15 protein-coding genes are annotated in these 19,712 nt (G+C 57.6%); 4 read left to right on the top strand and 11 right to left on the bottom strand.

Annotated elements, in window-relative coordinates; genetic code table 11:
- Nucleotides 1-3: 3 nt before the first annotated feature.
- Genes secF through queA form a run of 5 tightly spaced genes read right to left on the bottom strand, consistent with a single transcriptional unit; the run spans nt 4 to nt 5,465 of the window.
- Entirely contained in the window at nt 4-975 is a 972-nt protein-coding gene (secF, locus tag ACP4QI_RS04615; protein ID WP_426495155.1) for a protein translocase subunit SecF, read from the bottom strand.
- Between the two features lie 10 nt (nt 976-985).
- Nucleotides 986-2,833 (bottom strand): protein translocase subunit SecD, encoded by a 1,848-nt coding sequence (secD, locus tag ACP4QI_RS04610; RefSeq protein WP_426495156.1) that lies wholly within the window; start codon nt 2,831-2,833, stop codon nt 986-988.
- Nucleotides 2,834-2,858: 25 nt separating this feature from the next.
- The gene (gene yajC, locus ACP4QI_RS04605; RefSeq protein WP_032616800.1) at nt 2,859-3,191 is read right to left on the bottom strand and encodes a preprotein translocase subunit YajC; all 333 of its coding nucleotides are present in this window, start codon (nt 3,189-3,191) and stop codon (nt 2,859-2,861) included.
- A 22-nt stretch (nt 3,192-3,213) separates the two neighbouring features.
- A complete protein-coding gene (gene tgt, locus ACP4QI_RS04600; protein WP_426495157.1) occupies nt 3,214-4,341 on the bottom strand; it encodes a tRNA guanosine(34) transglycosylase Tgt in 1,128 nt (375 codons plus the stop codon).
- Between the two features lie 53 nt (nt 4,342-4,394).
- Nucleotides 4,395-5,465, bottom strand: a complete 1,071-nt coding sequence (gene queA / locus ACP4QI_RS04595; RefSeq protein WP_156263077.1) for a tRNA preQ1(34) S-adenosylmethionine ribosyltransferase-isomerase QueA — start codon at nt 5,463-5,465, stop codon at nt 4,395-4,397.
- Nucleotides 5,466-5,556: 91 nt separating this feature from the next.
- On the opposite strand from queA, the gene acpH reads away from it, so the two are divergent.
- On the top strand, nt 5,557-6,138 hold the full coding sequence (gene acpH / locus ACP4QI_RS04590; protein WP_231312980.1) for an ACP phosphodiesterase: 582 nt from the start codon (nt 5,557-5,559) through the stop codon (nt 6,136-6,138).
- Between the two features lie 127 nt (nt 6,139-6,265).
- Nucleotides 6,266-6,868 carry a peroxiredoxin C gene (locus tag ACP4QI_RS04585; protein ID WP_142488409.1) on the top strand — a complete coding sequence of 201 codons (603 nt, stop codon included), beginning with the start codon at nt 6,266-6,268 and terminating at the stop codon, nt 6,866-6,868.
- 114 nt (nt 6,869-6,982) lie between these two features.
- Here ACP4QI_RS04585 and malZ read toward each other — a convergent pair whose 3' ends face one another.
- The 5 genes from malZ to phoB all read right to left on the bottom strand — a co-directional run bounded on the left by malZ (nt 6,983) and on the right by phoB (nt 14,120).
- Entirely contained in the window at nt 6,983-8,800 is a 1,818-nt protein-coding gene (gene malZ, locus ACP4QI_RS04580; protein WP_285111460.1) for a maltodextrin glucosidase, read from the bottom strand.
- 131 nt (nt 8,801-8,931) lie between these two features.
- A complete protein-coding gene (proY, locus tag ACP4QI_RS04575) occupies nt 8,932-10,305 on the bottom strand; it encodes a proline-specific permease ProY (protein WP_156263075.1) in 1,374 nt (457 codons plus the stop codon).
- Between the two features lie 79 nt (nt 10,306-10,384).
- On the bottom strand, nt 10,385-11,704 hold the full coding sequence (brnQ, locus tag ACP4QI_RS04570) for a branched-chain amino acid transporter carrier protein BrnQ (RefSeq protein ID WP_142488406.1): 1,320 nt from the start codon (nt 11,702-11,704) through the stop codon (nt 10,385-10,387).
- Nucleotides 11,705-12,113: 409 nt separating this feature from the next.
- On the bottom strand, nt 12,114-13,409 hold the full coding sequence (gene phoR, locus ACP4QI_RS04565; protein ID WP_142488404.1) for a phosphate regulon sensor histidine kinase PhoR: 1,296 nt from the start codon (nt 13,407-13,409) through the stop codon (nt 12,114-12,116).
- A 21-nt stretch (nt 13,410-13,430) separates the two neighbouring features.
- Nucleotides 13,431-14,120, bottom strand: coding sequence for a phosphate response regulator transcription factor PhoB (phoB, locus tag ACP4QI_RS04560; RefSeq protein WP_032616792.1), 690 nt, complete (start codon nt 14,118-14,120; stop codon nt 13,431-13,433).
- A gap of 194 nt (nt 14,121-14,314) precedes the next feature.
- Here phoB and sbcD point away from each other — a divergent pair, with 194 nt between their 5' ends.
- Nucleotides 14,315-15,520, top strand: a complete 1,206-nt coding sequence (sbcD, locus tag ACP4QI_RS04555) for an exonuclease subunit SbcD (protein WP_426495158.1) — start codon at nt 14,315-14,317, stop codon at nt 15,518-15,520.
- Nucleotides 15,517-18,648: an exonuclease subunit SbcC gene (gene sbcC / locus ACP4QI_RS04550; RefSeq protein WP_426495159.1), complete on the top strand. Its 3,132-nt coding sequence runs from the start codon at nt 15,517-15,519 to the stop codon at nt 18,646-18,648. Before sbcD ends, sbcC begins: the two co-directional genes overlap by 4 nt.
- A 36-nt stretch (nt 18,649-18,684) precedes the next feature.
- Here sbcC and mak read toward each other — a convergent pair whose 3' ends face one another.
- Entirely contained in the window at nt 18,685-19,590 is a 906-nt protein-coding gene (mak, locus tag ACP4QI_RS04545) for a fructokinase (RefSeq protein ID WP_307762157.1), read from the bottom strand.
- Between the last annotated feature and the right edge of the window lie 122 nt (nt 19,591-19,712).

Raw genomic sequence — 19,712 nt, 5'->3', positions numbered from 1 at the left:
GTCTTACGGCAGAATGGACGGCTGATCCGCCCCCTCTTTTTCCACTTTCTGCTGGAGCAGGTGCTCGCGCTTCATGCCCAGTTTCAGTGCAAGTGCGGATGCCACGTAGATAGACGAGGCTGTACCGATGGAGACACCGATCAACATGGTCAGCGAGAAGCCTTCCAGAATCGGGCCGCCGAAGAGATACAGCATCAGGATCACCATCAGGGTCGTCCCGGAGGTGATCAAGGTACGGTGCAGCGTCTGGGTCAACGACACGTTAAAGATTTCGTACGGCGTACCGCGACGGATCTTACGGAAGTTTTCACGAATACGGTCCGATACCACGATACTGTCGTTCAGCGAGTAACCGATAACCGACATCAACGAGGCCACAATGGTCAGGTCGATCTCGATATGGAACAGCGACAGAACGCCCATGGTGATCACCACGTCGTGCGCCAGAGCGATAACCACCCCGGCCGCCAGACGCCACTCGAAGCGGAAACCGACATACGCCAGGATACAGAGCAGCGCGACCAGCAGTGCCATCGCACCGGTCTGGGCCAGATCCGCACCCACGCTCGGGCCAACAAACTCGATACGTTTTACCGTCGCTTCCTGGCTGGTGGTTTCGTTAATCACGTTAACGACTTTGCTGCCCAGCTCCTGGCTGCCGTTGGCATCCTTCACTGGCGGCATACGCACCATGATGTCACGGCTGCTGCCGAAGTTCTGCAGCAGCGGCTCTTCAAAGCCCGCCTTCTCAAGCGACAGACGCATCTGGTCCATATCGACCGGTTTTTCCAGGGTGATCTCAATGACCGTACCGCCGGTAAAATCGAGACCCCAGTTAAAGCCCTTCACACCGATAATGGCGATGGACAAAATCAGCAGAAAACCTGATATGCCAAAGGCCCAGTAGTCCCAGCGCATAAAGTCCCAGACTTTACGGCCGTAGTTCAATTGTTCAACAGTATATTCCTGTGCCACAACGCACTCCTCAGATAGACAGCTTTTTAACGCGCTTGCCGCCGTACAGCAGGTTCACGATGGCACGGGTGCCGACGATAGCGGTAAACATTGACGTTGCCACACCAATACCGGTGGTGATAGCAAAGCCCTTGATCGCGCCGGTACCCACTGCATACAGGATAATAACCTTAATCAGTGTTGTTACGTTCGCATCAAAGATGGAGCTGAAGGCACCACGGTAACCTTCGTCAATCGCCTGCTGGACAGAGCGACCGTTGCTCAGTTCCTCTTTAATACGTTCGTTGATCAGTACGTTGGCGTCGACCGCCACCGCAAGGGTCAGAACGATACCCGCAATGCCTGGCATGGTGAGCGTCGCCCCCGGCAGCAGGGACATAATGCCCACAATCAGCACCAGGTTAGCGATCAGCGCACTGGTCGCAATCAGGCCGAACTTCTTATAGAAGAAGATCATAAAGATGATGGAGATAATCAGACCTGCCAGGCAGGCTTCCAGACCCTGAGTGATGTTCTGCATACCCAGAGTTGGACCGATGGTACGCTCTTCAACAATCTGAATCGGCGCAATCAGCGCACCGGCACGCAGCAGCAGCGAGAGCTGACGTGCTTCGTTCGGGTTGTTGATACCGGTGATACGGAAGCTGTTACCCAGGCGAGACTGGATGTTGGCGATGTTAATCACCTCTTCCTCTTTCACCAGGATGGAGCGACCGTTAGCATCTTTTTTACCGCTGTCCTTGTACTCCACGAACAGGGTCGCCATCGGTTTGCCGATGTTGTCCTTAGTGAAGTTAGACATGATGTTACCACCCGCGCTATCCAGCGAGATGTTAACCTGCGGCTGGTTGTATTCGTCCTGGCTGGAGGTCGAGTCGGTGATGTGGTCACCGGTCAGGATCACCCGCTTGTACATCACAACCGGCTGGCCTTCACGGGTCTGTTTCACTTCAGAGTCGCCCGGTACGCGGCCAGAGGCAACAGCAGACTGATCGACGTTGGTGTTCACCAGACGGAATTCCAGGGTCGCAGTCGCGCCCAGAATCTCTTTCGCACGCGCGGTATCCTGGATACCCGGCAGCTCAACCACGATACGGTCAGCCCCCTGACGCTGCACCAGCGGTTCGGCAACGCCAAGCTGGTTTACACGGTTACGCAGGATGTTGATGTTCTGCTGAACCGCATATTCACGCGCTTCTTTCAGACGCACATCGGTCATCACCGCACGCAGCTGGTTGCTACCCTGAGAGGAGAGCACCAGGTCACGATGACGCTGGGTCAGGTAATCCATCGCCTGATCGCGGGCGTTGCTGTCGCGGAACGCGATGCTCATCCCGTAATTCTCTTCCTTACGCACGGTGGTGTAAGGGATGCCTTTGTCGCGCAGATCGCTACGCAGGCTGTCGATGTTTTGTTCCTGGAGTTTGCCAAGCGCGGTTTCCATATCCACTTCCATCAGGAAGTGCACACCGCCACGCAGGTCGAGACCGAGTTTCATCGGCTCCGCGTTAATAGAAGCTAACCAACGCGGGGTTGCAGGAGCAAGGTTCAACGCCACGACATATTTATCACCCATCACGCCCATCAGCGCTTCACGAGCGCGGAGCTGCGTGTCGGTGGAGTCGAAGCGAGCAAGAATAGCGCCCTCTTCCAGTGCCACAGACTTAGCGGTAATTTTTTCTTCTTGTAAAGTTTTCTGGACCTGGATCAGCGTTTGCTCACTGGCGGCGACGCCGCGCGCGCCAGTGATTTGAACAGCCGGATCCTCACCATACAGGTTGGGAAGCGCATACAGCAGGCCGACGACAATAACGACGACCAGCATGACGTACTTCCACAAAGGATAACGGTTTAACACGGCAGTTCCCTTTGGGAAAAGTTAATTACAGCGCTTTCATGGTGCCTTTCGGCAGAACGGCAGCGACGAAGTCACGTTTAATCACTACTTCAGTAGTATCGTTCAGCGCGATAACGATGTAGCCGTTATCTGCTACTTTGCTCACACGACCGACCAGACCACCGTTAGTCAGCACTTCATCGCCTTTCGCGATGGAGTCCATCAGCTTTTTGTGCTCTTTGGTGCGCTTCTGCTGTGGACGCAGGATCATGAAATAGAAGATCAGACCGAACACCACCAGCATCAGAATCAGAGACATCGGGCTGCCCTGCGCCGGTGCACCTGTTGCCGCTACCGCATCAGAAATAAAAAAGCTCATTAAAATTCCCTCATTAAATAAATTAATCAACGTTCAAAGGTGGAACATCCCGACCCTGTCGTTGGTAAAAATCGGCCACGAAGCTCTCTAATTTACCCTCTTCAATAGCCTTGCGTAAACCAGCCATTAAGCGCTGATAATAGCGAAGGTTATGAATCGTGTTGAGACGCGCGCCCAGTATTTCATTACAACGATCAAGATGATGCAAATAGGCACGAGAATAATTGCGACAGGTATAGCAATCGCACTCGGCATCGAGCGTGCTGGTATCGCTTTTATGCTTCGCATTACGGATTTTTACCACGCCGTCGGTCACGAACAGGTGACCATTACGGGCGTTGCGGGTCGGCATAACGCAGTCGAACATATCAATGCCGCGACGTACGCCTTCAACCAGATCTTCTGGCTTGCCGACGCCCATCAGGTATCGAGGCTTATCTGTTGGAATTTGCGGGCAAACATGCTCCAGAATACGGTGCATATCTTCCTTCGGTTCCCCCACAGCCAGACCGCCGACAGCGTAGCCATCAAACCCTATCTCTACCAGACCTTTAACAGAGATATCGCGTAAATCTTCGTAAACGCTGCCCTGAATAATACCAAACAGCGCATTTTTATTACCGAGGCCATCAAAGCGGTCGCGGCTGCGCTTCGCCCAACGCAGTGACATCTCCATCGAGCGTTTAGCGTAGTCCCAGTCCGCCGGGTATGGCGTACATTCGTCGAAGATCATTACAATATCGGAACCGAGATCGTACTGAATCTCCATCGATTTTTCCGGATCGAGGAAGATCGGGTCGCCGTTGATAGGGTTTCGGAAATGGACGCCTTTTTCGGTGATCTTACGGATGTCACCGAGGCTGAAGACCTGGAATCCGCCGGAGTCGGTCAGGATTGGGCCCTTCCACTGCATAAAGTCATGCAGATCGCCGTGCAGCTTCATCACTTCCTGGCCCGGGCGCAGCCACAGGTGGAAGGTGTTGCCGAGGATAATTTGCGCGCCTGTGGCTTCAACTTCTTCCGGCGTCATTCCTTTTACGGTGCCGTAGGTACCCACAGGCATGAAAGCAGGCGTTTCTACTACGCCGCGATCGAACACCAGACGGCCACGGCGAGCGCGACCATCGGTGGTATCAAGTTCAAATTTCATTTTTTCTCCAGCGTCAGAAAAACAGTCCGGCGCGTTAGACCAGTGCCGCGGCGTTATTCCCCGACACGTTCATTCAAAGCCTGCGGATTGTACGTGATAAACATCGCGTCACCGTAGCTAAAAAACCGATATTTTTGTTCTACCGCAGCCTTGTAGGCATTCATGGTGTTTTGATAACCAGCAAAAGCCGACACCAGCATGATCAAAGTCGACTCCGGCAGGTGGAAGTTGGTCACCAGCGCATCGATTACCTGATATTGATAACCCGGGTAGATGAAGATTTGTGTGTCGCCAAAGAAGGGTTCGATCAGATCGTTTTTGGCAGCCTGGGCAGCGCTTTCCAGCGAGCGAACCGAGGTGGTACCGACTGCAATGACGCGGTTACCGCGCGCTTTCGCCGCCATCACGGCATCCACAACCTCCTGCGGCACTTCGGCGTACTCGGAGTGCATGATGTGGTCTTCAATGCTGTCCACCCGCACCGGCTGGAAGGTGCCTGCACCCACATGCAGGGTCACAAACGCCATCTCAATGCCTTTTGCACGCAGCTTTTCCAGCAAAGGTTCATCAAAGTGCAGGCCCGCCGTCGGCGCAGCTACCGCGCCAGGCTTCTGGCTGTAGACGGTCTGATACAGCTCGCGGTCAGCCTCTTCATCCGGACGCTCAATGTACGGCGGCAGCGGCATGTGGCCGATGGTGTTCAGAATATCCAGCACCGTACGCTCGTCATTAAACTCAACTTCAAAGAGCGCGTCGTGGCGCGCCACCATGGTGGCGTTGATGCTCTCGTCATCGCCCAGCAGCAGCTCCGCGCCCGGCTTTGGCGCCTTGGAGGCGCGAATATGTGCCAGAATACGTTTATCATCGAGCATTCTTTCGACCAGCACTTCGATCTTGCCGCCGCTGGCTTTGCGGCCGAACAGACGGGCCGGGATCACCCGGGTGTTGTTGAACACCAGCAGGTCGCCTGGGTTGAGCTTGTCGAGCAAATCGGTGAAAGTACCGTGCGTCAGCGCACCCGTCGGCCCATCCAGCGACAATAAGCGGCAGCTACTGCGCTCAGGCATAGGATAGTGGGCAATCAGGGACTCGGGTAAATCAAAGGAGAAATCGGCGACGCGCATGGCATATACTCGTGACTTAAAAACAGGCGGCTTAGTCTAGTGCTCACACCTCTTTGCTGCAACAACTAGCCGACCCCGGATAACGAATCGCATGAATTTTCTCGCTCACCTGCACCTCGCTCATCTCGCTGACAGCTCTCTTTCCGGCAATTTGCTGGCCGATTTTGTGCGCGGCAATCCCGCCGAGGATTACCCCGCCGATGTCGTAGAGGGCATTTTTATGCATCGCCGGATCGACGTCATGACCGACAATCTGCCCGAAGTAAAAGAAGCGAAGGAATGGTTCCGCCCGGAGACCCGCCGTGTCGCCCCCATTACGCTGGATGTGATGTGGGATCACTTCGTCTCCCGCCACTGGGAACAGCTCTCCCCGGAGATGCCCCTGCCGGCGTTCGTACGCTATGCCCACGCCCAGGTGGCAATCATTCTCCCGGACTCTCCCCCGCGCTTTGTGAATCTGAATAATTACCTGTGGTCGGAGCGCTGGCTTGAGCGCTATAGCGAGATGGACTTCATTCAGCGGGTGCTTAACGGGATGGCCAGCCGCCGCCCGCGTCTCGACGCCCTGCGCGACTCCTGGCAGGATCTGGATGCCCACTACGACGCGCTGGAGACCCGCTTCTGGCAGTTCTATCCGCGAATGATGGAGCAGGCGAAATCTAAGCAGCTTTAATACAACCGCGATTGATAGGTAAAAGCTGGATTAACGATTGTCAGCGCCTCTTTGTCTTTAGGGCGAACACTCTCTATACTGGCCCGCGTTGCGTTCCAAATAACCTTAGTATCTACAGGAGAATCATATGGTTCTGGTAACTCGTCCGGCCCCGGATTTTACAGCTGCAGCCGTTCTGGGCAACGGTGAAATCGTTGAGAACTTCAACTTCAAACAGCACACCAACGGTAAAGCCACCGTTCTGTTCTTCTGGCCAATGGACTTCACCTTCGTTTGCCCGTCTGAACTGATCGCGTTCGACAAGCGTTACGAAGAATTCCAGAAGCGTGGCGTGGAAGTGGTTGGCGTCTCCTTCGACTCTGAGTTTGTACACAACGCATGGCGTAACACCCCTGTCGACAACGGCGGCATCGGTCCAGTGAAATACGCGATGGTTGCGGACATCAAACGTGAAATCCAGCAAGCTTACGGTATCGAGCATCCGGACGCGGGCGTTGCCCTGCGCGGCTCCTTCCTGATCGACGCTAACGGTATCGTGCGTCACCAGGTCGTGAACGATCTGCCACTGGGTCGTAACATCGACGAAATGCTGCGTATGGTTGACGCGCTGCAGTTCCACGAAGAGCACGGCGAAGTGTGCCCGGCTCAGTGGGAAAAAGGTAAAGAAGGTATGGCCGCTTCTCCAGCAGGCGTTGCTAAATACCTGACCGAGAACGTATCCAGCCTGTAATCGGCAAGGTTTACGAAAAAGGCCCGCAGATGCGGGCCTTTTTTATGGAGGCGGTTTAGGAGCCCCCGTCTTAGTAGGCCGGGCAAACGCAGTGCCGCCCGGCAATGCAAAGGATTAATTGCCGAACCAGACGGTGGCAGAGATCGCTGGCAGGGAGAGCACGCCCTCCTGCGCCACCCCTTTCCCCTCTTTTAGCTGCCACTGTTTGACCTTCAGCAGCGGCGAATCGTCGATCACCACCTCACAGGCATCGCCCCGATTGATGGCCACCAGCACCCGCTGCTGGTTGTAGACGCGCATAAACACCACCACGTTGTCATGGGCGTAGAGCACCTGGCAACCGCCGTAGCGCAGCGCCTGGCTCTGTTTACGCAGTTTAATCAGCCGCTGATAGAGCTTAAACAGTACCGGGTCCTGCTTTTCAGTCTCCCACGGGAAGGTCTTGCGGCAGAACGGATCGTTATTGCCGTCCAGCCCCACCTCGTCCCCGTAGTAAATACACGGCACGCCAGGCCAGGTAAACAGCCAGGTGACCGCCAGCGGCAGGCGCGCGACATCCTTGCCGAGCAGCGACTTAAAGCGAGCGGTGTCATGGCTGTCGAGCTGGTTAAACATGCGGAGCTGCTGCTGATGCGACAGGCTGGCGCGATAGTTATCCATCCATTTCATGCAGGTTTCAGCGTCGATATGCTGCGGATCGTAGGAGATATCGGTATTGGCGAGGAAGCCCCACAGCGGGAAGGTGAAGCCGCGGTAGTTCATCGCCGAATCTTCCGCGTCGGCCTGCAGCCACTGGCGGGCGTCACCAAAGTGCTCGCCAAAGACGAAGGCATCGGGTCGGGCCTGCTTCGCGGAACGGGTGATCCCGGCCACGTGCTGCAGGTTATGGCGTGCCCCGCCCCCTTCCCCCAGCATGTGCACCACATCCAGCCGCCAGCCGTCCATATTCCACGGCGCTTTCAGCCAGTGGCGGACGATGCTGTCCTCGCCGCCGTAGATCTCGTTTACCAGCGTCGGGGACTGGTAATCCAGCTTCGGTAAGCTGGCATAGCCCAGCCAGTCGAGGGCGCGGCCCTCGTCGTCAAAGCTGTACCAGTCCCGCTGGGACGAGTCCGGGTTATGGCAGGCGCCGCCGGTTCCGCGGTTATGACGGTCGAACCAGGCGTGGGAATCGCCGCTGTGGTTAAACACGCCGTCCAGGATCAGGCGCATCCCTTCCCGGTGGGTGTTTTCCCGCAGGCGTAACAGGGCCTCATCGCCGCCAAACTGCTCATCCACGTGACGGTAATCTTCGGTGTCGTACTTATGCACGCTGGGAGCGACAAACACCGGGTTGAGGTACAGCGCCGTAACGCCGAGTTTTTTCAGGTAGGGCAGCTTCTCGCTGATGCCGTCCAGATCGCCGCCGTAAAAGGTTGAGCCCCCCGCCTGGGCGGTGACCGGTTCATCCCATTCATGGAAGATGGTCTCGTGGCCGGCGGCATGGTGATAGTGCGTTTTGTCCCGCTCCGGATCGCGCTGCTGGCTGCGGGCGAAGCGGTCCGGGAAGATCTGATAAAAGACCTGTTCCACCACCCACTCTGGCCCGGCATCCGGGTAGTCGACGGCGAACTGCTCCAGCCGGGCGGGAGGAAAGCGACTGAACCCCTGCGGGGTGAACCACAGCTGGCGGTTATGCCAGAGCATTTTAAAGCTGTAGCGGTGGCGCGGCTGCCCTTTGGTTGTGTCGATGGTCGCCCGCCAGGCGGTGACGCCGGGCTGCGGCTGGCTGCGCAGCTTGTGCATTGGCAGCGAGGTCTCTTCATTATCGAATTCAGCGCGCATTGTCACCCGCTCAGGCAGGTGCTCACCCGTCAGCCACAGCGTGATGACGAGTTTATCGTTGTTTTGCTTAACAAATGGGGCAACCGGCAGGTGCCATGCATTCAACATCTCTTATCCCCTTTCCCAGAAATGAGGTCACCTTGCCACAGGGTAGTTGATGTTCACTCCTCACGAAGAGGTTTATTGGGGGAGGAGGAAGGGGGAGGAGAAAAATGCCCGGCTTTTGCCGGGCATTCTGATTACTGCACTTCCGCTAACTGGCGCTCGCGGCGGCGTTTAAATACCCAGCCCACCAGCAGCAGGGCAATCCACGCGAAGCCGACATACAGCGAGATGCGGGTTTCCGGGTGGTAACCAATCAGGCCGATAATAAAGACCAGGAAGATCAGACCGCCAACGGTACTTGCCACGCCGCCCGGCACTTTAAACTTCAGCGCTTTTACCTCTTCAGGCGACAGACGACGACGGAAGCCAATCTGCGACATCAGGATCATGATCCACACCCAGACGGTGGCGAAGGTCGCTAGGGAGGCAATCACCAGGAAGACGTTCTCCGGCATGATGTAGTTCAGATAGACCGACAGCAGCAGCGCAACGGTCATCACCAGCACCGTCACCCACGGCGTGCCGCGGCTGGAGGTTTTGGCGAAGGCCTTCGGCGCGCTGCCCTGCTCTGCCATGCCGTGCAGCATACGCCCCACGCCAAAGACATCGGCATTAATGGCGGAGAGCGAGGCGGTCAGCACCACAAAGTTAAGGATGCTGGCGGCAAAGGTGATCCCCAGATGCTGGAAGGTGAGCACAAATGGGCTGCCGTTAGTACCAACCTGGTTCCACGGGTAGATGGACATGATCACGAACAGCGTCCCCACGTAGAAGACCAGAATACGCATCGGCACCGAGTTGATGGCGCGCGGAATAGACTTCTCTGGATCTTTCGCTTCACCGGCGGTAATGCCGATGATTTCGATCCCGCCGTAGGCAAACATCACCATCTGCAGCGACATCACCATGCCTATCCAGCCGTTACTGAAAAAGCCGCCGTTGCTCCACAGATTATGGATCCCGGTCGGTTGTCCGCCGTTGCCAATTCCCCAGATGATGATGCCAATACCGGCAGCAATCATGATGATGATGGTGGCGACTTTAAAGAAGGAGAACCAGAACTCCAGCTCGCCAAACACCTTCACGCTCATCAGGTTGATGGCGCAGATGATCAGCACCACGCTGAGTACCCAGACCCAGTGCGGCACGGTCGGGAACCAGACGCCCATATAGATGCCAAAGGCCGTCACGTCGGCAATGGCCACAATCAGGATTTCGAAGCAGTAGGTCCAGCCGGTGATATACCCGGCAAGCGGGCCTAAGTTTTCCTGGGCATAGCGGGAGAAGGAGCTGGCCGACGGGTTATGAACGGACATCTCCCCCAGCGCACGCATGATGATGTAGGCGGCAACACCGCCGATAAGATAAGCCAGCAGAACGCTGGGACCGGCCATTTTGATGGCATCTGCCGAGCCATAAAAAAGACCGGTGCCGATTGCAGAACCCAGCGCCATAAAGCGGATGTGGCGGGCGCTCAATCCACGCTTGAGTTTGTTAGTGCTTTCCATTTGTTGTCATGCCATTCAGACTAAAAAAAACAAAAAACCACGGGGCATTACGCCCCGTGGTTTAACATTCAGCCGTTGATTAGTGCGCGTTCGATGTAACCTGACGCCCTGCAGCACGATCCCAGATAATAGCCAGTACCAGTGCAACAACGGTAGGCATCAGCCACGCCAGACCCTGTTCAGACAGCGGCAGACGCTGTGTCCAGGCGGGCAGCATGGCGCTGATTGCCGATGCCTTAATACCGTCAAGCATACCAAAAAGCAGACTGATAAACATGGCCGGAGCGATAATTCGTGTGGAATTATTCCACCAGCCGCGGGTGAAGCTCAACACCACCAGCACGATGCACGGCGGGTAGATGGTGGTCAGCACCGGAATAGAGACCTGAATAAGATGGCTCAGCCCCAGGTTCGACACCGCCATCGAGAAGCCGCCGAGGATAAACACCAGCGTACGGTAAGAGAGCGGAACGTACTGAGCAAAGAACTCCGCACAGGCACAGGTCAGGCCAACCGCCGTCACCAGACAGGCCAGGAAGATCAGGATAGCCAGCATCATGCTGCCCGCGCCGCCAAAGGTGTGCTGAACGTAGGCATGCAGAATAGCCGCACCGTTCGCGCCCTGGTCAACTAGCACGCTGCTGTCGGAACCCAGACGGAACAGCGCCAGATAGAGCAGCGCCAGCCCAGCGCCCGCCATCAGGCCAGCCCAGACGGTGTAGCGGGTCAGCAGACGCGCTTCGGTCACGCCGCGGGAACGCGCAGCGTTAACGATCACGATACCGAATGCCATTGCGCCCAGCGTATCCATGGTCAGGTAACCGTTCACGAAACCGTTAGAGAAAGCGGCGTTCTGATAGGCTTCGGTGGCGGAGCTCAGCGGGCCAGCAGGCCAGACAATCGCCGCTACAGCCAGCACCAGCAGGGCCAGAATCTTCATTGGGGCCAGGAAGTTGCCCACGGTATCCAGCAGCTTGCCAGGATAGAGCGACACCAGGATCACGATGGCGAAATAGACCAGGCTGTAGATAAACAGCGGCAGCGGGCCATCGCCGGTCAGCGGGGCAATTCCCACTTCGAAGGAGACGGTCGCGGTACGCGGGGTCGCAAACAGCGGACCGATCGCCAGGTAGCAGACCACGGCCAGCATCACCCCGGCGACTTTACCAATTGGCGCGCTGAGGCTGTCGACGCCGCCGCCTACTTTCGCCAGCGCCACGACGGTCAGTACCGGCAGGCCCACAGCGGTGATCAGAAAGCCGATCGCCGCGGTCCAGACGTGTTCACCCGCCTGCAGACCCACCATTGGTGGAAAGATGATGTTGCCCGCGCCAACGAACAGCGCAAATGTCATAAAGCCCAGTGCGATGATATCGCGCGATTTCAATTGATGGGTCATAAAACCTTACTGCCTGTGGATGTGGTGTTGAAAACGTTGAATTTTTCGCTATCCCATGCGGAACAAAACAGCGGAAAAAATGTGCAATTTCAGCGGGAAATGCTCCCCTGCTGCCGTGGTCAGGAATATTTTTTCGATTTACCACGCAAATACAGTCTGTCCGACAATATCAGGAGGGCAATTTAAACGCTTATAACGTTTAAAGGCAATATGGGATCGCAAAACCAGAACAATATGCCAGGTTGAAAGTAAGACCTGAAACATTACACCAATTATCAGAAAAACCCATGGCTAATCATGCGAACAAAAAAGCATCAGGCGTATAAAATTTACCCGCGCTTCGGTTGACTGCAAAGCAAACAGGCCAGCTTACGCTGGCCTGTGGCAATATCTGATTACAGGAGGGTCGTCAGGCGCTGTTACTGGCAATCAAACGTTCCGGGATCACGAAACTGAAACGCGTACTTTTGCCCGGCGTGCTGACGATATCGAGACGGCTGTCGTGGTGATTGATGGCGTGCTTCACGATAGCCAGCCCCAGTCCGCTGCCGCCCGTCTGGCGGGAACGGGCTTTATCCACCCGATAAAAACGCTCGGTAAGACGGGGAATGTGCTCCGGACCGATACCCGGGCCATTGTCTTCCACGCTGAACTCCGCCCCCGTGGGCGCATGCTGCCAGCGCACGGTAATGTGGGTGCCCGCCGGAGTGTGATTCACCGCGTTATAAACCAGGTTGGAGATGGCGCTGCGCAGCTCATCGGTACTGCCGCGCACTTTGAGGCTGTTATCCACCTCGAAGGTGAGCTGATGTTGCTGCTGGCTCAGGGTTTGCGCCTCGCGCTCTAACATCCGCAACATCATCGGCACGTCGATGGTTTCGTTGAGCGCCAGGGTTGGCGCAGCCTCAATACGGGAGAGGGTCAGCAGCTGCTTCACCAGCCCTTCCATTCGCTGCGTCTGCTCGCGCATGGTCTGGAGCGCTTTTTCCCGCGGCGCGCCCTCCAGGGTCTGCTCCTGCATCATCTCCAGATAGCCCTGCAACACCGTCAGTGGGGTGCGTAACTCATGGCTGACGTTGGCGAAGAAGTTGCGCCGCGCCCCTTCCAGCTGGTGCATTTGCGTCACATCGCGTGCCACCATCAGCCACTGTTTGTCGCTGTAGGGCATGACGCGGATCTCCAGATGGCGACCGTTGTTCAGCACCAGATTGTGCGGGCGGGTGAAATCGCGTTTCTTCAGATACTGCGCAAACTCGGGGTAGCGCAGCAGGTTGAGGATGTTCTGTCCATTATCGTCAGGCCAGCGCAGGCCCAGCAGCTGTTGCGCCAGTCCGTTACACCAGAACATCGCTCCCTCTTCGGTGGTGAGCACCACCGCATCCGGCAGAGATTCCGCACCACTGCGAAAGCGTTTGATCAGGCTACCCAGCTCGCGTCGGCGTTTTTTATTACGCATCTGCATCTGGTGCAGGCCATACAGAAGGGGTTCCCAGCTGCCGCTGCCCGGCGGTGGGGTCATACTTCTGTCAACCCACAGCCACCATGAGAGGCGGAGCAGATTCCAGAAGTGCCAGATCAGCAATCCCGTGACTGCTGTCAGCAAAAACCAGGGTAAATAACCGAAAACGGCCCCGAGGATCAGGGCCGGGATACAGCAAAGGACCAGTTCAAAACAGAGCCTTTTCCATGACAGACGTTCCAGCACGCGTCACACTCCTGTCATTGTTCAGAAACGGGTTGAGAAACGATAACCCGTGCCGCGGACGGTCTGTACCATGCGATCGTGACCGCTGGTTTCCAGGGCCTTACGCAGACGACGAATATGCACATCCACCGTCCGGTCTTCAACATACACGTTAGTGCCCCAGACATTATTGAGCAACTGCTCGCGGCTGTAGACGCGTTCCGGGTGGGTCATGAAGAAGTGCAGCAGTTTGAATTCCGTCGGTCCCATATCGAGGGGATTTTCACCGGTCATCACGCGGTGCGAAGTGGGATCCAGGCTCAGGCCCTGCATCTCAATCACCTCTTCCACCGCCATCGGTGAAATACGGCGCATCACCGCCTTGATACGCGCCACCAGCTCTTTCGGGGAGAAAGGTTTGGTAATGTAGTCATCCGCCCCGGTCTCCAGACCGCGAACGCGATCTTCCTCTTCGCCGCGGGCCGTCAACATCATCACCGGGATATCGCGGGTTAAGGCTTCACGTTTGATATGTTTGATGAATTGCAGACCAGAGCCGCCGGGCAACATCCAGTCGAGCAGGATCAGATCGGGCCAGGGTTCGTTGAGCTGATTCACCGCGCTGTCGTAATCTTCGGCTTCCACCGGTTGAAAGCCATTTTGTTCGAGCACGAAACAGACCATTTCACGAATGGGTGCTTCATCTTCTACGACCAGAATACGTCTCGCCATACTTAGCCCTGTCTTATTTAGGTTACATGTTTGTAATACGGCGTCATTATGCGTCAGATTTATGACAGATTTATGAAAAACCTGCCCACCAATAAAGGCAAGCCGTTGTTTTCTGGCCGCCCTGATTGTAGCGGTTATCTTCCTTCCCCTGAATGTTTATAATCCCGCTTACTTTTTTTTGCCACGGATCTGTTATGCGCATACTTCACACCTCGGACTGGCATCTGGGACAAAACTTTTACAGTAAAAGCCGCGCCGCCGAACATGAAGCGTTCCTCAACTGGCTGCTTGAGATGGCGCAATCCCACCAGGTGGACGCCATCCTCGTGGCCGGGGACATCTTCGACACCGGATCGCCGCCCAGCTATGCGCGAGAGCTGTATAACCGTTTCGTGGTCAACCTGCAGAAGACCGGCTGCCATCTGGTGATTGTGGCCGGCAATCATGATTCCGTGGCCACGCTGAATGAATCCCGTGAGATTCTGGCGTTTCTCAACACCACCGTGGTCGCCTGCGCCGGTCACGGACCGCAAATTCTGCGCAAACGCGACGGTACCCCCGGAGCGGTGCTCTGTCCGATCCCGTTCTTACGTCCTCGCGACGTGATGAAAAGCCAGGCGGGCCTCTCGGGGATGGAGAAACAGCAGCAGCTGTTAGCCGCCATCACCCACTATTATGCCGATCAGTATACCGCCGCCTGTCAGCTTCGCGGCGACAGCGTCCTGCCGATTATCGCCACCGGGCACCTCACTACCGTCGGTGCCAGTAAAAGTGACGCAGTACGTGACATCTATATCGGGACGCTGGATGCCTTCCCCGCCCAGCATTTCCCGGCGGCGGACTATATCGCGCTGGGCCATATCCACCGCGCCCAGAAGATTGGCGGCTGCGACCACATTCGCTACTGCGGCTCCCCTATCCCCCTCAGCTTTGATGAAACCGGCAAAAGCAAATGCGTGCATCTGGTGAGTTTTGACCAGGGTAAGCTCAGCGCCGTTGAATCTCTGGAGGTGCCCATCACCCAACCGCTGGCAGTGCTGAAGGGCGATCTGGCGGCCATCGCCGCCCAGCTGGAGCAGTGGCGCGGCGTGGAGCAGACGCCCCCCGTCTGGCTGGATATCGAAATTGCCACCGAGGAGTACCTGCACGACATGCAGCGTAAGATTCAGCGCCTGACGGAAGATCTGCCGGTGGAGGTGCTGCTGGTACGGCGCAGTCGCGAGCTGCGCGAGAAGCTCCTCGCCAACAGCCTGCGTGAAACCCTCAGTGAGCTGCGCGTGGAAGAGGTGTTCGAACGCCGCCTGGCGCAGGAGACCCTCGACGACGCCCAGCGAACCCGGTTAAACGAGCTGTTCAGCCATGCGCTGCACGCCCTGGATAACGAGGAGGATAACGCATGAAAATTCTCAGCCTGCGCCTGAAAAACCTCAACTCGCTCAAGGGCGAATGGAAAATCGATTTTACCGCCGAGCCCTTTCTCAGCAACGGCCTGTTTGCCATCACCGGCCCTACCGGTGCCGGGAAAACCACCCTGCTGGATGCCATCTGCCTCGCGCTCTACCACGAGACGCCGCGCCTCAACACCGTCTCGCAATCGCAGAACGATCTGATGACCCGCGACACCGCCGAGTGTCTGGCGGAGGTGGAGTTTGAGGTGAAAGGGGTGGCCTATCGCGCCTTTTGGAGTCAGAACCGGGCGCGCAATCAGCCGGACGGTAATCTCCAGGTGCCGCGCGTGGAGCTGGCCCAGTGCGAGGACGGCAAAATCCTCGCGGATAAAGTGAAAGATAAGCTGGAGCTTGTCGCCTCGCTGACCGGGCTGGACTATGACCGCTTTACCCGTTCGATGCTGCTCTCCCAGGGGCAATTTGCCGCTTTCCTCAACGCCAGGCCGAAAGAGCGCGCCGAGCTGCTGGAGGAGCTGACCGGCACCGAAATTTACGGCCAGATCTCAGCGATGGTGTTTGAAAAACACAAAGCGGCGCGCAGCGAGCTGGAGAGGCGTGAAGCCCAGGCCGCTGGCGTGGTATTACTCAGCGACGAGCAGCAACTGCAACTTCAGCAAGGTTTGCAGGTACTCACTGACGAAGAACAACAGCTGCTGGCTCAACAGGAAGCGCAGCAGAAAGATTTTCACTGGCTGACCCGTCACGATGAGCTGTTGCGCGAGCAGCAGCGGTCGATGGCCGCCCGGCAGCAGGCGCAGCAGGCCCTGGCCGACGCTACCCCAGAGCTGGAAAAGCTGCATCTGGCCCAGCCCGCCGCCCTGCTGCGTCCGCAGTGGGAGCGGCAGCAGGAGCAGAGCATCCGCCTGGCGCAAACGGAACAGCAGATGCTGGATGTGAATACTCGCTTACAGTCCAGCGAGGCGCTGCGCGCGCGGATCCGCAACGGAGCGCTGCGCGCACAGGAACAGCTGCAGACCGAGCTCACCACCCTGACGCAGTGGCTGGCCGACCACGACCGCTTGCGCCAGTGGGGTCAGGAGATGGCAGGCTGGCGTGCACACTTTACCCAGCTGAATCGCGATAAAACGCAGCTCGCGACGCTGACCCGGCGTATTGCGGAATTACGGCAGAAGCTGGCAGGTCTGCCGGAAAACAGGCTGACGCTCACGGCGGAACAAGTCACCGCCGAAATGGCGCTGCAAAACCAGGCCCGCGCGGCGCGCCAGCGTCTGACCACCCTGCATGCCCGCTATCAGCCTCTGCAAAAGCGCCTCAGCCAGAATAACGAAAGCCTGCAAAAGGCGCAGGGCGAGCTGGCAAAACTCAACGACACGCTGACGCTGCGCCGCCAGCAGTACAAAGAGAAAAACCAGCACTATCTCGATCTGAAAGTCCTGTGCGAGCAGGAAGAGAAGATCAAGAAGCTGGAGAGCTATCGGGCCGAACTGGAATCCGGAAAACCCTGCCTGCTCTGTGGCTCCACCGAACATCCGGCGATCGCGCAGTACCAGGCCTTAGCGCTCACGGAAAACCAGCGCCGCCGGGACGCGATGGAAAAAGAGGTCGCCGCCCTCAAAGAGGAAGGCCTGCTGCTGCTGGGCCAGGTGAATGCCCTCACCACCCAGCTGCAGCGGGAAACAGACGAGGCGCAGACGCTGGCCCGGGACGCGCAGGCGCTCACCGAGGAGTGGCAGCAGGTTTGCGCTTCCCTGACGGTGACGTTGAATATTCAGGATGATATCGCCCCCTGGCTGAATCAGCAGGAGCAGTACGAACAGCAGCTTTACCAGCTTAGCCAGCGCCTGGCGCTGCAAAACCAGCTAACAGATGAGGAAGCCCAGGAGCAAAGCTATCTCCAGCAGCTGGCGGCAACCCGCACCGCGATGGAGAAATCCCTCCAGGAATTGTCGCTGGCGATGCCTGAGGACGGCGGGGAGCCGGCCTGGCTCGCGGAACGTGAAAAAGAGGCGCAGCACTGGCAGGCGTTGCAGTCCCAGCATAGCGCCCTGCGGGAACGCATGGCTGCCCTGACGCCGCTGCTGGAGACCCTTCCGGCGGCGGAGTCCATTGAAGCAGAAAGCGTTATTCCTGAGAACTGGCGCGAAATTCATACCGAGTGCGTCTCCCTGCACAGCCAGCTTGCCACCCTGCAACAGCAGTTCAGGCTGGAAAGCGAACGCCTGCAACACGCCCAGGAACAGTTTGCCGCCGCGCTGGCCGCCAGCGTCTTCCGCGATCGCGAGGCGTTTCTCGCGGCCCTGCTGGATGACGCGACCCTTCACCGCCTGGAGCAGCAGAAGCAGACCCTCGAGAATCAGATCCAGCAGGCCACGGCGCTGCTCCAGCAGGCCGGCCAACGGCTGAAGGAACATCTGGAACATCGCCCGGACAACCTGACGACAGACGTGCAGCTTTTACAGGCGCAGCTACAGCAGCTCGTGCAGAAGCTGCGTGAAAACACCACCCGCCAGGGGGAGATCCGCCAGCAGCTCAAGCAGGACAGCGATAACCGCCTGCACCAGCAGGCGCTGATGCAGGAAATTGCGGCCGCAGCCCGGCTGGCGGATGACTGGGGTTATCTCAACGCGCTGATCGGTTCTAAAGAGGGGGATCGCTTCCGTAAGTTTGCCCAGGGCTTAACCCTCGACAACCTGGTGTGGCTCGCCAACCAGCAGCTGACCCGCCTGCATGGCCGCTACCTCCTGCAACGCAAGGCCAGCGACGCGCTGGAGCTGGAAGTGGTAGATACCTGGCAGGCGGATGCCGTGCGCGATACTCGCACCCTTTCCGGCGGCGAAAGTTTCCTCGTGAGTCTGGCGCTGGCGCTGGCGCTCTCCGACCTGGTGAGCCACAAAACGCAGATTGACTCGCTGTTCCTTGATGAGGGTTTCGGCACCCTGGACAGCGAAACGCTGGATACCGCTCTGGATGCCCTGGATGCGCTGAATGCCAGCGGCAAAACCATCGGCGTCATCAGCCACGTCGAGGCGATGAAAGAGCGCATTCCGGTACAGATCAAAGTGAAGAAAATTAACGGGCTGGGGTACAGCAGACTGGATAAAGAATTTGCCGTTTCGTAGGCCGGGCAAGCGCAGCGCCGCCCGGCATTCGCACGATCAGTGTGGCCATAACCAGGCGGCGCCGCGCACGCCGCTGGAGTCGCCGTGTACCGCTTTGCGGATCGGCGTTTCACATTCGCCGCCAAACACCCACTGCTTCACCAGCTGCGGTACGGTGGTATAGAGGCGATCCACGTTGCTCATCCCGCCGCCCAACACGATCACGTCCGGATCGAGAATATTCACTACGTGCGCCAGCGATTTAGCCAGCCGCATTTCGTAGCGGCTGAAGGCCAGCTCCGCAACGGCGTCCTGCTCTTCCACCAGACGCATGATCTCATTGCCTTTCAGCGGATGTCCGCTCAGACGACGGTAATCGGTGGCGAAGCCGGTGCCGGAAATAAAGGTTTCGATACAGCCCTGTTTTCCGCAGTAGCACGGCACTTCGGCGCGGTACTTCAGCTCGTCCTCATCCATCCACGGCAGCGGGTTATGTCCCCACTCGCCTGCGGTGCCGTTGCCGCCGATATGGGCCCGGCCACCCAAGGCCACGCCTGCCCCACAGCCGGTGCCGATGATTACCGCGAATACCGTCTGCGCCCCCGCTGCCGCGCCGTCGATCGCCTCCGATACTGCCAGGCAGTTGGCGTCGTTCGCCAGCCGTACTTCCCGGTTCAGGCGCTGGCTTAAATCGCGGTCGAAGGGCTGGCCGTTAAGCCAGGTGGAGTTAGCATTTTTCACCACCCCGGTATAGGGCGAAATCGAACCTGGAATGCCCATGCCCACCGTGCCCGTCTGGCCGGTGGCCTTTTCGGCCATCTCCACCAGGCTGGCAATGGTTTCAATGGTCTGCCGGTAATCATCGCGCGGGGTCGGCAGGCGATGGCGGAACAGCTGTTCCCCCTGCTCGCCCAGGGCAATGACTTCTGTTTTGGTGCCGCCGAGATCAATACCAATTCGCACAGGACGTTCCTCATTTTTTTGATTATCAACAGAGTAGAAGCCTGCTACCCGATTAGCAATGCAAGCGATGCGACAATTCGCTATCATGCCCGCTGAATTAAACGACAAGACCGTGGAAATTA

Origin of the sequence: Leclercia sp. TB492, from assembly GCF_049974505.2 — a bacterium.
Lineage (GTDB): Bacteria > Pseudomonadota > Gammaproteobacteria > Enterobacterales > Enterobacteriaceae > Enterobacter > Enterobacter adecarboxylatus_C.
Note: the sequence above shows the minus strand (reverse complement) of the source record. Positions and strands in the feature narration are given on the sequence as shown.

Bases quoted from the DNA above. Each gene is read 5' to 3' on its own strand.
- ACP4QI_RS04585 (WP_142488409.1), top strand. From the start codon at position 6,266: ATGGTTCTGGTAACTCGTCCGGCCCCGGATTTTACAGCTGCAGCCGTT.
- acpH (WP_231312980.1), top strand. From the start codon at position 5,557: ATGAATTTTCTCGCTCACCTGCACCTCGCTCATCTCGCTGACAGCTCT.
- malZ (WP_285111460.1), bottom strand. From the start codon at position 8,800: ATGTTGAATGCATGGCACCTGCCGGTTGCCCCATTTGTTAAGCAAAAC.
- sbcD (WP_426495158.1), top strand. From the start codon at position 14,315: ATGCGCATACTTCACACCTCGGACTGGCATCTGGGACAAAACTTTTAC.
- queA (WP_156263077.1), bottom strand. From the start codon at position 5,465: ATGCGCGTCGCCGATTTCTCCTTTGATTTACCCGAGTCCCTGATTGCC.
- phoB (WP_032616792.1), bottom strand. From the start codon at position 14,120: ATGGCGAGACGTATTCTGGTCGTAGAAGATGAAGCACCCATTCGTGAA.
- tgt (WP_426495157.1), bottom strand. From the start codon at position 4,341: ATGAAATTTGAACTTGATACCACCGATGGTCGCGCTCGCCGTGGCCGT.
- sbcC (WP_426495159.1), top strand. From the start codon at position 15,517: ATGAAAATTCTCAGCCTGCGCCTGAAAAACCTCAACTCGCTCAAGGGC.
- yajC (WP_032616800.1), bottom strand. From the start codon at position 3,191: ATGAGCTTTTTTATTTCTGATGCGGTAGCGGCAACAGGTGCACCGGCG.
- proY (WP_156263075.1), bottom strand. From the start codon at position 10,305: ATGGAAAGCACTAACAAACTCAAGCGTGGATTGAGCGCCCGCCACATC.
- brnQ (WP_142488406.1), bottom strand. From the start codon at position 11,704: ATGACCCATCAATTGAAATCGCGCGATATCATCGCACTGGGCTTTATG.